Here is a 12,076-nt window from a genome sequence, read left to right as displayed (position 1 = left end):
GCCGGCACCATGCGCAACCTCATCCTGTTGGTCCTCGTCCCGCTGTTCCCCGCCTGCAGCAGCCCCTCGTCGCCGTCGGGCTTCGAGGGCACCTGGAACTACGACCTGCCCGACCGCGCCAGCGGCACCAACCTGGCTCACGTGTCCTGTCCGGCCCAGGGCGGCGCCCCCGCGGCGGAGCTCGACATCCCGCAGATCGGCAATCTGGTGCTGGCCCGCGACGGCGACCAGACGCTCGCCGGCCGCACCGATCAGGGTTGCTCGTGGACCTTCCACGACGCCGACGGCGAGCGCGCGAGCTTCGCATCGGCGGAGGCGACCTGCGACAATCCGGTCATCGGGTCGAGCTACACCATCACCGGCTGGACGCTGGCCCGCGCCGGCGCCGGCGCCGCCGAGGTCGTCCACGCCATCAGCCACCGCCCCGGCGGCCCTGACTGCGATTTCGTGCTCGCCGCCGGCAAGCGCACTTGGGTCGACCCTGACGTCGACGACGACCCCGCCGCGGCGTTCGTCGGATCGTGGGCTTACGCCCCGCCCGATCCGCTCACCCGCACCAACGTCGCCACCGTCGCCTGCGCCGACGCCGAGGGCAACCCGCTGCCGCCGAGCTACGAGCCCCAGCTCGGCAGCATCGCGATCGAGCGCACCGGGCCGCACTCCGCCGCCGCCACGGACGGCGACGGCTGCACCTGGACCTTCGCGGTCCACGGCAACACCGCGTTGCTCGACCCGCCGTCGCAGAGCTGTGGCCCGCTCACGCTCCATCACTGGGCCCTTGCCGGCGACGGCCGCCACGCCTTCGAGGTCCGCAGCGGCGAGCGCGGCGGCTGCCGCGTCCTCCTGACCATCGGCGAGCGCACCCGCCAGTAGGCGCTCCGGCGGGCGTGCGGCGGTCCTGCCAGGCTCCGCGAGCCTCGGGCCAGGGGGCTCAGCTCGTCTTGATCGTGAGCTCGTTGCCGCGCCCCGCCTCGAACGGGAGCGACTGGGAGAGATAGCCGTTCCGCGGGTCGCGCACGTAGTCGATATAACCCGAGGCCTGCTCGAACGCGTTTTCGCCGATGATGATCGCGCCAGGCTTCAGGTGCGGCTCGAGCAGCTTGAGGACGTCGAGATAAAGGGTGAAGGCGCCGTCGAGCAACACCAGGTCGACATCGCCGGCGATGCCAGACTTGAGGGTCTCCCGAGCGTCGCCGGCCCGGAGCTCGACGAACTCGGACAGCCCGGCGGCGGCGACGTTCGCCCGCGCCCGCTCGACCTTGCTGGGCACGAGGTCGGTCCCGATCAAGCGGCCGCCGCCCATATCGCGGAGCGCGGCAGCCAGATAGATCGTGGAGACCCCCATCGAGGAGCCGAACTCCACGATGCGCTTGGCCTTGCACGCGCGGGCGCACATGTAGAGGAAACGTCCGAACTCCGGGGAGACATTGAGGAAATTCTCCGCGAACCCGTGATACGTGCCTTTCAGATCGCTGGCTTCGTCCTCGAGGACCTGGGTGATCATCTCTTCTCGGGTGGCCGCCTCGCTCTGGGCGCTGGCGGCCAGCGGCGCGTCGGCCGCCTCCGCTTCCTGATGAAGACGCTCGAGGACCTCTGCGACCTGGCCGTTGCTGATTGAATTCATGTCTGCGTTCCCTTTCTTTCTGAATGAACGACCATGACCATGTGAGGTTGGTACCGTTTGACAACCGAGTCGTCCAGGACAATATTGGGCTCGGTTTGAGACCTGTGGAGCATCGATGAGGGGCTGCGGCCAGCCCTGGGATCGAGGAGCATGCCGATGGAACTCCGCCACCTGCGCTACTTCATCGCCATCGCCGAGGAGGAGAGCTTCAGGCGCGCGGCAGAGAAGCTGCGCGTATCACAGTCGCCGTTGAGCCGTCAGATGCAGCAGCTCGAAGAGGAGATCGGCGCGGAGCTCTTCGAGCCATCGGGGCGCGGCGTGAAGCTCACGACCGCCGGGCGGCTGCTCCTGGACAGAGCGAAGACGATCCTCTCCGACGTGGACGCTGCGGCCAAAGAGGTGAGGGAGACGGCCGAAGGCCAGATCGGAACCGTCACGATCGGGTTCGAGAGCGGCTCTGCGTATATAGGCCCGCTGTCGACGATCCTCTCGCGGTTTCGGGAGCTGGCGCCTCGAGTCAACGTGGAGCTCGTGCCCATGAGCAGCGCCCAGCAGTGGGACGCCCTGCGCGCGGGGCAGATCTCGCTCGGCTATGGGAACTACGTCCCTGATGACTCCTCGCTCGAGAGCGTCGTGCTCGCCCGGCATCGCCTGGGGATCGTCGTGCCGAAGCAGCACCCGCTGGCGACCGCATCCACGATCAACGTCAAGGACCTGGCGACCGAGCCCGTGCTCATGGATCCGCGGAAGAGCAACCCTCGTCTGTACGACGACATCATCGCCGCCGTCCGCGCGCGCGGCGTGACCCTGAACGTGGCTTCGGAGATCCTCGACGGAGAAGCCCTGTTGACGCTCGTGGCGAGCGGCTTCGGATTGACCTTCGGCGCGGAGCCCGCGGCTCGTTTCCTCGCGGTCGGCACCGCGATCTGGAGGCCGGTCAGCGATCTCGGTCTGGAGATGCTCAACATCGCGATGTGGCGGCCCGACGCGCCGTCTCTCCTGCTAAAGCCGCTCATTGACTTGGTGCGCGAGCTCGGCGTCGCTCCTCGCGATCGGGAGACGGGGCTGCGAAGACATGAGCGCGAGCGCCAGCGGCGACCGCGACGCGGGTAGGTGCGGTGAGCGGCGCCAGCAAGGGCGCGCTCCGCCGGCACCGCCCCGCGCCTCGTACCGGAGAACCCGCCCCTCGTCGGGCAAAACCCCCGCCTGGTCATCCGTCGCTCGATCCCGCCACGTCGTCTGGCAACGTGGCTGCCCTATGACATCCCGTACACGACAAGATCCTCTGCCGAGGGTCGTCGCCCTCACCGCGCTGGCTGTCCTCAACCCCGCTTGCGGATCGAGCTCCGGCACGCCGGACGCGCCTGACGACCTCCGCGGCGAGCTGGAGCGCCGCCTCGACGCCGCGGCGATGGCCGGGTTCTCCGGATCGGCGCTGGTCACGGTGGACGGGGGCACGGTGCTGGCGCGCGGCTACGGCCTCGCGGACCGAGACGACGGCGTGCCCAACGTCACCGACACCGCGTACGATTTCGGCTCCGTCATGAAGGACCTCACGGCGGCGGCCATCTTCAAGCTCGAAGGCGAGGGCAAGCTCAGGGTGACGGACTCGCTCGCTACCCTCTTCGACGACGTGCCCGCCGACAAGGCCGAGATCACCGTCCTGCAAGTCGTCCAGCACAGCGCCGGGTTCGACGAGTACCACGACACCGAGGGAGACTTCGAGCCCATGGCGCGCCTCGAAGCCCGCCAGCGGATCTTCGCGCAGGAGCTGCGGTTCGAGCCGGGGAGCGAGAGCGAGTACTCGAATTCGGGCTACACGTTGCTGGCCGACGTCGTCGAGACCGTCTCGGGGCGAGGGTTCACCGACTACGTGCGCGACGAGCTCCTGACGCCGGCCGGGATGCAACACAGCGGCTTCTTCGGCGACCCGGTGTGGGAACGGGTCGACACCGCCATCGGGTACGGCGAATCGACGTTCGGGAGCAACGACCCGGCCGCGTGGCCGTACACGTGGTCGCTGGTCGGCAACGGCGGGCTGGTCACGACGGTCTCCGATCTGGAGCGCTGGCTGGTCGCCGTGTGGGGCGGGGACGTGCTGGACCCGGCCGCGCTCGACGCCTACCGGACGCTGTACCTCTCGGGCGCGAGCTTCGAGGGCAAGACGGTTTACGGCTACGCCGGGGGCAGCGACTTCGGCTTCGGGGGGTACGCGGCGGACTGCCCGGAGGCGAACACCCGCGTGATCCTCGGGACGAACGCGTCCGACGCGTTCGACATCGAGCAGCTCGGGGGCGAGCTGGCCAAATTCGTTCTCTCGGCGAAATAGGACGAGCTCAGCCTGGTTGACGGATGCCCACGGTGTTCTCCAGCAACTGCTGCCGGACCTCCCGCGCCCGATCGCGCGACACGGGGACGCGGAGCGTGGGGCCGACCTCGACGAACAGCTCTCCCGCGAGCCGGCTCAGCCCCTGCACGTGCGCGGGGGCGACGAGCCAGTTGCGGTGCACGCGCAAAACGCGGCTGCCGAGGGCGGCCCCGAGCGCGTTGAGGGAGAGGTCCATCGAGAATACACCATCGACGTGGTGGACGTAGGTGAGGCGATCCACGGTCTGAAATGCAAACATGCCATCGAGGTCCAAGAAGACGAGGCTGTTGCTCTTCCGGGCGACCAGGCGCCGCCGCGCGGCGCCATGGATTGGCGGCCGGCGCCGCTCGAGCAGCCGTGCGGCGCACGTCGTGACGCGATCGAGCGCGAAGGGCTTCAGGAGATAGTCGACGACGCCCAGCTCGAACCCGTCGAGCGCATACTGCGCCGAGGCGGTGGCGAGCACCACCGCCGGGGGGCTCGCCAGGCCGGCGAGCGATCGGGCGAAGTCGAGCCCCGAGCGATCCCCGGGCCGATCGACGAGGCGCACGTCGACGAACGCGACCTCGATGCCGAGCTCAGGGCGCTCGAGCACCTCTCGGGCATCCTCGACGCTCGTCACCGCGGCGATGTCCCCGAAGCTTCCAGTGTCGCGCAGCAGCTCTACCAGGAAGTTGCGAGCAGGCCATTCGTCGTCGATGATCAGCGCGGACAGGGGCTTCATGCGCTCCTCCTTGGCAACGCGATCTCGACGCGTGTCCGGCCGGGCTCCGCGTCGATCCGCAGCGAAGCGTGGGCGGACTCGAGGGCCATGCGGCGCCGCACCAGGTCCAGACCCCGGCCCCCGGGGCGGGCCGAGCCCGGGTCGAAGCCGGGCCCGTCATCCTCGACGGTGCAGCGCAAGCGGTCCGCGTCGTCGGCGATCCGCAGGGCGACACGGCCGCGGCCCGGCCGACGGAGCGCGCCGTGATGAACCGCGTTCTCCAGCAGCGGCTGCAGCAGCAATGCCGGAAGGACGCAGTCCTCCGCCGACCGGTCCACGTCCCACGCGAACGCGAGCCGCCCGACGTGCCGAGACTCCAGGATCCGAGCGAAGCCCCGGAGCCAGCTCACCTCCTCGCGCACCGTGTGATGGTGGCGTCGCGACTCCTGCATGGCGTCTCGCAGCAGGTCGCCGAGCGTCGCGATGAGGTCGCGGGCTTCGCGCGGCTCTTCGGTCACGAGGCCTGCGATCGTGTTGAGGGTGTTCAGCACGAAATGGGGCTCGAGCGCGGCGCGGATGCGCGCGAGCTCGGCCTCCTGGCGGAGCGCGTGTCGCTCCTGCTCCAGCCTTCGCTCGGCGCCGATCCGGCGTGGCAGCTCGACGAGCAGGGCCCAGAAGCCGAACAGCGCGTCACCGTCGAAGAAGCCGACGACGGCGGTGGCCCCGAACGTCTGCCGCGGGCCTTCGGCGAAGGAGCCGGGGAGCGCCATGACGAGCAGGAGGGCGGCGAGGTGGATCAGCGAGCTGGCGATCCCGGCCGTGAGCGCGAGGGTCAGCAGCTGCCGCCAGACCGGCGTGCGCTGCGTGTCGAGCCTGTGCGCCACCGCCGTGAGCGCGCCGAGAACCGCCGACACCCACGCCGCGATCCCCAGCGCTGCCCGGGCGTCGAGCCTGCTGGTGCTGACCCAGTCGAGCAGCCAGAGCACGGCCGTCGTGATCAGCACGGCCTTGCCGAGGTGGGCCTTCCCGTGGCTGGCGGGTTCGTGCGCCGCCGCCGCGACGCCACCCGTCTGGGCTAGCATGGTCCGGGCTGGGCCATGGGTTCGTGGGAAACGACATCACGGGAACGTGGCGTCCGCAACGTTATCGCCGCGCGCGACGATCGGCGAAGGAGAGGCGCCGTGCCCCCGCGTGTCCTGTCAGGCGCCCTGAACGGCGCTCACCGGCGCTCCCACGTTCGTCGCCGCCGTGCGTCACGCGCCAGCAACGCCGCGAGCGCGGCGCGTCCGGCCGTTCGCGGTGATCCGCGACCGGATCGCGAGCGCCTACCGGCGCCGACGCCGGAGAACGAGCGCAGAAGCGACCAGCGAGAGAGCGGCGGCGAGCCCGCCGTTCCGAGTGCCCGCGCCCGTCCGGCAAGCGCACGAGCCGCTTGAATCGTCGCCGGCCGCGTCGTTCCCACCCGAGCCACTGGCAGCTTGCGTGCTGTCGTTGCCACCGCTGCCAGGCCCACCGGAGGGATCGGCGCTGCCGCCGGTGCCCGAGCCAGCGGTGCCGGTCGCTCCGCCGGTGCCTCCGGTGGCCGAGCCGCCGCTGCCCGAGGTCGCGCCCCCGGCGCCGCCGCTGCCGCCGGCACCGCCTCCGCCGCCTCCGTCGCCCCCGTCACCCGGCATGGTGGGTCCGGTGAACCGCCACCAGTTGAACTTGAAGAGGTCGCCGTTGCCGCCGACGAACTTCAGGAACAAGTCGTGTTTCCCGCTGCCCCCGCTGACCGCGCAGGTCTTGGTGGTCCAGGACGACGCGCCCGAGACGTCGCACGTCCCGAGCAGGGTGCCGTCCTGACTGTCGAGGTGGAGCTCGATCTTCGCGTTGCCGGCCGAGGACGATACCCGAGCCTCGAAGGAGGTCACGCCGTCCAGGAAATCGACGTTCTTCACCTTGATGTAGTCGCCGTTGCTGATGGACGTGACGTTCATGCCGGCGCCGGTGTCGGTGCACACCTCGGTCTTGAGCCCGGACGAGAAGGCGATGGTCTCGGCCTCGACTTGACTGAACGGATTCAGCGTGTCGACGGCGGACGGTCCGCTCGTGGACGCCGTGATCTTCGGAATGCTGCCGTCGGCGCCGTACGTGAACTCCTCCACGCAGACCGAGCGCTTGTAGTTACTGCCGCCTGGCAATGCGCTGTTGTGATAGAAGAAATACGAGTGCCCCTTGTAGTCGACGATGCCGGCGTGATTGGTGAAGGTGCGCCCGGCGTCCATGATGTCGCCGCGGATGTTCCAGGGCCCGGTCGGGCTGTTGCTGGTCGCGTAGCTGATCTTCTCGCTCCCGGCGATGGCGGCGTAGACGAGGTAGTACAGCGACCCTCGCTTGTAGAACCACGGACCCTCGGTGAAGCCGTTCAACGGCACCTCGGTGATGCTCCCCGAGGTGCTGATCATGTCCGAGTTCAGCTTCACGTGCCGGAGCTTGGCATTCCCCCAGTACATGTGGGCCTGTCCATCGTCGTCGACGAACACCGTCGGGTCGATGTTGCCGCCTCCGGGCGCCACGGCCAGCTCCCTTCCCAGCGGGTCCATGAACGGGCCTGCCACATTGTCCGATACGCCAACGCCGATCTTCGCGCCGGTGTTGTTGTTCAGCGGTACGTATAGATAGTACTTGCCGTTCCTGGCGATCCCCTGCGGCGCCCACGCATTGTCGGTCCCCCAGCGGAAGCTCTTGTAGCCCGCGGGCGAGCCGTGGTCCGTCCAGTTGACCATGTCGACGGTGGAGTACAACCTCCAGTCGTTCATGGTGTAGAAGTCCTTCACCGTCACGTCCTCGTCGTGGGACGTGTAGAGGTACAACCTGCCTTCGTGCACCATGGGAGCGGGGTCGGCCGTGTAGAAGGTCTGCACGATCGGGTTGTCCGCCCGAGCGAGGGACGGAATCGCGGCGACGACGGCCAGCGCCATCCCCGACAGGGTCATGCTTCTTGCTCGGTTCCACGTTGTGTTCAGGCGCACGTTGAATCCTCTCGCGAGCGGAATTGCCGGCGCCCCGCACCCCTGGTGCTGACTCGACGGAGGCGCCATCAAATGAGCGGATGGCCCGCGCAAAGGCACGCAGGGCGACCCACCCAGGACAAAGAACAAGTATTCCCCTTCGAAATGTGAACGATCACATTTCTTGTGTCAAACCCAATCGAACGGCCCGAGCCGGATCCTCGAGCCTGTGGGGAGGACAACGCTGGCGGGCTCCTCCGGAGCGCCCCGCCACCAGGGGGCGAGCGCGGATCGCCGGCCCGATGCGCTCGACGCCGACCTGCGCAGCGACGGCCGGCGCTCGACGCCGCAGGCGGCCGGCGCCCTGGGGATCGCCTCTCGTGCGCGGCGACTCGAGCGCGCGCTCCGGCCACGAGCTCGCCCCACCCTCGGCCGATTCGGAGCGACGTCGCTTATGTGAGCGCTCACATATTTGCGGCTGCGGTGGGGTGGTTGCGCTTGCCCTTCACCGGATCAGGACACGCCGGATGTCGATGAGGCGCGCCGAGCGCTCGGCTTCATTCCCTACCGCAGCGCGGCGAGCAGCTCGGCGAAGCCGCGCTCGGGATCGTCCGGGAAGAAGCGGAGCTCCAGCGTCCCCTTCGGCGTCGCGCCGAACGCGCGCCACCGGCCGCGGAGCTCCTCGAGCGCGGCGTAAGTCGAGGCCACCCGCTCCTCGGTGATCGCGACCGGCGGCGCGATGCCGGCCCCGGCAGCGCCCTCGAGCATGGAGGCGCGCCGCGCCTCGTTCGACACGAGGGGGTCGTACCAGCCGGCGTTGGCGAGCGCCTCGGCGAGGAGCAGCTCCCGGCGGTCCTCGCCGAAGCCGCGGTACTTGTCGGCCCCGCCGGCGCGGGTCGCCTCGGCGTTGATGCGCGCCGGATCCATGCCCGCGTCGACCCGACCCCAGAAGCCGTGGCGCAGGCCGAACGCGGACTCCACCACGAGGTGGATGAGGTCGTGGGGCAGGTGGTCCCCGTAGGTCGGAAACACCCAGGAGGTCTCGGTGCCGTCGCGGCGATGCACGTAGATGCGATCGCGCTGGCCGGGGACGCGGACGAAGGCGGCTCGCAGGAAGGGCGCTCCGGTGCTCATGCCGCCATCGTACCTCACGCGCGCCTGCGCGCGCCCGTCCGAGCGCCCGTCCGAGCGCCCGTCCGAGCAGATAACCGGCCGCCGCGCGTCAGCGGAACCGGTCGGTCGCCTCGATGAGCTCGTGCAGGATGCCAGGCTCCATCGCCGAGTGCCCCGCGTCCGCCACGATGCGCAGCTCGGCCTCCGGGAACGCGCGGTGCAGCGCCCACGCGCTCTCCGGCGGACAGACGACATCGTAGCGGCCTTGCACGATGACCGTCGGGATATGGCGGATCCGGTGCACGTCGTCGAGCAGCTGCGTCTCCGACGCGAGGAACCCCTTGTTCATGAAATAGTGGCACTCGATCCGGGCGAACGCGAGGGCGAACTCCTCTCCCGACGTCTTCGTGACGAGCTCCTGGTTCGTGAACAGGCAGCTCGTCCGCCCCTCCCACACGCTCCACGCCCGCGCCGCCTGCTGCCGCAGCTGGGGATCGGGGCTCGTGAGCCGCCGGTGGTAGGCCGTGAGCAGATCGCCCCGCTCGGCCTCGGGGATGAACGCGAGGTACTCCTCCCACGCGTCCGGGAAGATGGCGCTCGCGCCGCGCTGATAGAACCACTCGAGCTCCTGCTTCCGCAGGAGGAAGATGCCGCGCAGCACGAGCTCCGTCACCCGCTCCGGGTGCTTCTCGGCGTAGGCCAGCGACAGCGTGCTCCCCCACGAGCCGCCGAACACCAGCCAGCGCTCGATCCCGAGGTGCTCGCGGAGCGCCTCCATGTCCGCGACGAGGTGCCAGGTGGTGTTCTCCTCCAGGCTCGCGTACGGCGTGCTCTTGCCGCAGCCCCGCTGGTCGAAGAGCACGATCCGGTAGGCGGCCGGGTCGAAGAAGCGCCGCTGCTTCGGCTCCGTGCCGCCCCCGGGGCCGCCGTGCACGAAGATCACCGGCTTGCCGCGCGGATTGCCGGACTCCTCGAAATAGATCTCGTGAAGATCGGAGACGCGGAGCCTGCCGGCGCGGTACGGCTCGATCTCGGGATACAGCGTTCGCCTCTGGGTGCCTGTCATCGTCATGCCGCTCCCGTCCGTTGACCCGGCGTCCTGCCCGCGCCAGCGCGCGTCAGCCTACGCCAAGGCGCGCCGGGAGGGGAGAGGGCGTGGAGGGGAAACGGCGGGAATGGCGGGGAACAGCGGGGAGCGGCGGGCGCGCCGGCCCGGGGGCGGCGGCCGCTCAGCCGGCCGGCGCGGCCTCGCGCGGCTCGGCCTTGGACGCGCCGCCGAAGAGCGCCTCGAGCGCGGGCCCGTACTTCTGGAGCGCCACGCGCCGCTTCAGCTTCAGGGTCGGCGTGAGCATCCCGTTGTCGGCGGTGAAGTCCTCGGCCGCGAGGGCGATCTTCTTGATCTTCTCGAAGGACTTGAAATCCGCCGCGTACCGGTCGACCTCCTCCTGGACGTGCGCGACCACGCGCGGGTGCTTCAGCATCGCGTCGGGCGAATCGAACGTGAGCCCCTGGCCCCGCGCCCAGTCGGTGAGCGCCGCCATCTCGGGCACGATCAGCGCCACGTTGAAGGGGCGGTTGTCGCCGTAGATCATCGCGCTGTTGATCAGCGGAGACAGCTTGATCTTCTCCTCGAGCGGGGCCGGCGCGACGTACTTGCCGTTCTCCAGCTTGTACTGCTCCTTGATGCGGCCCGTGACGTAGAGATAGCCGTCGTCGTCGAGGTAGCCCAGATCGCCTGTGCGGAAGCCGCCGTCCTCGGTGAAGACGGCCTTGTTCTCCTCGTCGCGCTTGTAATAGCCCATCATGACGTTCGGGCCGTAAATGACGATCTCGCCCTGCTTCGGATCGTGCGTCTCCGACTTGTCGATGACGACCCGCACCCCCGGGATCGCCTTGCCCACGCTGCCGAGGCGGCGGGCCCCCGGGTAGTTCACGGAGGCGACGGGCGACGTCTCGGTGAGGCCGTAGCCCTCGTAGATGGTGATGCCGAGCGCGTCGACGAACTCGGCAACCTGGTACGAGAGCGCCGCCCCGCCGCTGATCGCGTACTTCAGCTTGCCGCCGAACTTGGCGCGGATCTTCGAGAAGATGACCCGGTCCGCCACGGCGAGGGTGAGCCGCTCGACGAGGTGGAGCGGCTCACCCTTGTTCTGCTTCGTCGCGGCGCGCAGCCCGGCGCGGAACAGGCTCTGGATGACCGCGGGCTTCTCGGTCATCTGCTTCTGCACCCCCTCGTAGATGCGGTTGAAGATCCGCGGGACGCTCATCAGCACGGTGGGGTGCACCTCGGCGAGGTTCGCGACGATCTTGTCGACCGACTCGCTCAGCGCCATCGACGCGCCGACCGTGATCATCACGTGGAGCTCGCCGGTGTGGCCGAACGAGTGGGCCCACGGGAGGAACGACAGGCTCCGGTCGCCGCTGCCGAACGGGATGAGATCCACCACGGCGCAGACGTTGGAGGCGATGTTGCCGTGCGAGAGGATCACCCCCTTGGGATTGCCGGTCGTGCCCGAGGTGTAGATGAGGCACGCGGTGTCCTTCGACGTCGGCTGGATGGCGGGCGCCGGGCTCTTCTCGCCCGCGGCGAGCAGCTCCTTGTACGAGGTGGTCCGCGCGCCGGGGACGCCGTCCGCCGGCCCCGCGGGCTCGAACAGACAGACGACGTGCTTCAGCGAGGGCGCCTTCTCGGGGAGATCCTTGCATTTGCCGTAGATCTGCGGCGTGGCGACGATCGCGGCGACGGCCTCGCAGTCGTTGATGATGAACGCCCACTCGCTCGGCAGCTGCGCCTCGTACATCGGCACGACCGCGACGCCCATGCTGAAGCAGGCATAGGCCGAGACCGCCCACTCCACACGGTTGTTGGAGATGAGGGCCACCCGATCGCCCCGCTGGACGCCGAGCGACGCCAGGCCGCCGCGAAACCTGGCGACGAGCTGCCCGAACTCCGCATAGGTGATCCAGTCCCAGCGGCCCTCGGTCTTCGTGCCGAAGATCGGCTGGGGCCCATGCTGCTTCAGCGAGCGATCGAGCAGTTCTACCAGGTTTTCCAGTTTCGCCATCGGGTCTCCTCCCGGGGCGATTTTTACCATGATGCCCCGGCCGGCTCTGCGTCCTTTTGGCGGCGCGCGGCGCCGGCGTGGCTCGGGCCAGCGCTGGATCTGTCCCGCCCGTCCGCATCCGTCCGCAGATCCCGGCCGCGTCGCGCGCGGGGAGGGCGGCGCGCCGCGCCGCGCCGCGCCGCGGGAGGCGGGGGCACGCGGGAGCGGGCGCCG

The 12,076-nt window shown here is 69.6% G+C and carries 10 protein-coding genes; 3 read left to right on the top strand and 7 right to left on the bottom strand.

The genetic code is table 11. From position 1 onward, the window contains the following. The first annotated feature begins 9 nt into the window (after positions 1 to 9). The gene (locus WMF26_RS32490) at positions 10 to 873 is read left to right on the top strand and encodes a hypothetical protein (RefSeq protein ID WP_437995883.1); all 864 of its coding nucleotides are present in this window, start codon (positions 10 to 12) and stop codon (positions 871 to 873) included. A gap of 58 nt (positions 874 to 931) precedes the next feature. Here the strand turns inward: WMF26_RS32490 and WMF26_RS32485 are convergent, their stop codons facing one another. Beyond that, positions 932 to 1,624 carry an O-methyltransferase gene (locus WMF26_RS32485; protein ID WP_437995882.1) on the bottom strand — a complete coding sequence of 231 codons (693 nt, stop codon included), beginning with the start codon at positions 1,622 to 1,624 and terminating at the stop codon, positions 932 to 934. A gap of 156 nt (positions 1,625 to 1,780) precedes the next feature. Between WMF26_RS32485 and WMF26_RS32480 the strand changes: the two genes are divergently transcribed. Beyond that, positions 1,781 to 2,737 (top strand): LysR family transcriptional regulator, encoded by a 957-nt coding sequence (locus tag WMF26_RS32480; RefSeq protein WP_437995881.1) that lies wholly within the window; start codon positions 1,781 to 1,783, stop codon positions 2,735 to 2,737. Between the two features lie 145 nt (positions 2,738 to 2,882). Next, positions 2,883 to 3,953 (top strand): serine hydrolase domain-containing protein, encoded by a 1,071-nt coding sequence (locus tag WMF26_RS32475; protein ID WP_437995880.1) that lies wholly within the window; start codon positions 2,883 to 2,885, stop codon positions 3,951 to 3,953. A gap of 7 nt (positions 3,954 to 3,960) precedes the next feature. Here the strand turns inward: WMF26_RS32475 and WMF26_RS32470 are convergent, their stop codons facing one another. The 6 genes from WMF26_RS32470 to WMF26_RS32445 all read right to left on the bottom strand — a co-directional run bounded on the left by WMF26_RS32470 (position 3,961) and on the right by WMF26_RS32445 (position 11,863). Further along, positions 3,961 to 4,716, bottom strand: coding sequence for a LytR/AlgR family response regulator transcription factor (locus WMF26_RS32470; RefSeq protein WP_437995879.1), 756 nt, complete (start codon positions 4,714 to 4,716; stop codon positions 3,961 to 3,963). After that, the gene (locus WMF26_RS32465) at positions 4,713 to 5,777 is read right to left on the bottom strand and encodes a sensor histidine kinase (RefSeq protein ID WP_437995878.1); all 1,065 of its coding nucleotides are present in this window, start codon (positions 5,775 to 5,777) and stop codon (positions 4,713 to 4,715) included. The genes WMF26_RS32470 and WMF26_RS32465 overlap by 4 nt, the downstream gene beginning before the upstream one ends. A 243-nt stretch (positions 5,778 to 6,020) precedes the next feature. Beyond that, positions 6,021 to 7,670, bottom strand: coding sequence for a glycoside hydrolase family 43 protein (locus tag WMF26_RS32460; RefSeq protein WP_437995877.1), 1,650 nt, complete (start codon positions 7,668 to 7,670; stop codon positions 6,021 to 6,023). A gap of 579 nt (positions 7,671 to 8,249) precedes the next feature. After that, positions 8,250 to 8,819 (bottom strand): hypothetical protein, encoded by a 570-nt coding sequence (locus tag WMF26_RS32455; protein ID WP_437995876.1) that lies wholly within the window; start codon positions 8,817 to 8,819, stop codon positions 8,250 to 8,252. 88 nt (positions 8,820 to 8,907) lie between these two features. After that, complete coding sequence (gene pip, locus WMF26_RS32450) at positions 8,908 to 9,870, bottom strand: prolyl aminopeptidase (protein WP_437995875.1); 963 nt, start codon at positions 9,868 to 9,870, stop codon at positions 8,908 to 8,910. Positions 9,871 to 10,027: 157 nt separating this feature from the next. After that, positions 10,028 to 11,863 carry an AMP-dependent synthetase/ligase gene (locus WMF26_RS32445; RefSeq protein ID WP_437995874.1) on the bottom strand — a complete coding sequence of 612 codons (1,836 nt, stop codon included), beginning with the start codon at positions 11,861 to 11,863 and terminating at the stop codon, positions 10,028 to 10,030. Positions 11,864 to 12,076: the final 213 nt, after the last annotated feature.

The sequence above is a fragment of the Sorangium sp. So ce185 genome (assembly GCF_051526825.1).
Taxonomy (GTDB): domain Bacteria; phylum Myxococcota_A; class Polyangia; order Polyangiales; family Polyangiaceae; genus Sorangium; species Sorangium cellulosum_D.
Note: the sequence above shows the minus strand (reverse complement) of the source record. Positions and strands in the feature narration are given on the sequence as shown.

Coding starts and splice junctions, on each gene's coding strand:
- WMF26_RS32490 (WP_437995883.1), top strand. CDS start 10: ATGCGCAACCTCATCCTGTTGGTCCTCGTCCCGCTGTTCCCCGCCTGC.
- WMF26_RS32455 (WP_437995876.1), bottom strand. CDS start 8,819: ATGAGCACCGGAGCGCCCTTCCTGCGAGCCGCCTTCGTCCGCGTCCCC.
- WMF26_RS32445 (WP_437995874.1), bottom strand. CDS start 11,863: ATGGCGAAACTGGAAAACCTGGTAGAACTGCTCGATCGCTCGCTGAAG.
- WMF26_RS32460 (WP_437995877.1), bottom strand. CDS start 7,670: ATGACCCTGTCGGGGATGGCGCTGGCCGTCGTCGCCGCGATTCCGTCC.
- WMF26_RS32475 (WP_437995880.1), top strand. CDS start 2,883: ATGACATCCCGTACACGACAAGATCCTCTGCCGAGGGTCGTCGCCCTC.
- WMF26_RS32465 (WP_437995878.1), bottom strand. CDS start 5,777: ATGCTAGCCCAGACGGGTGGCGTCGCGGCGGCGGCGCACGAACCCGCC.
- pip (WP_437995875.1), bottom strand. CDS start 9,870: ATGACGATGACAGGCACCCAGAGGCGAACGCTGTATCCCGAGATCGAG.
- WMF26_RS32480 (WP_437995881.1), top strand. CDS start 1,781: ATGGAACTCCGCCACCTGCGCTACTTCATCGCCATCGCCGAGGAGGAG.
- WMF26_RS32485 (WP_437995882.1), bottom strand. CDS start 1,624: ATGAATTCAATCAGCAACGGCCAGGTCGCAGAGGTCCTCGAGCGTCTT.
- WMF26_RS32470 (WP_437995879.1), bottom strand. CDS start 4,716: ATGAAGCCCCTGTCCGCGCTGATCATCGACGACGAATGGCCTGCTCGC.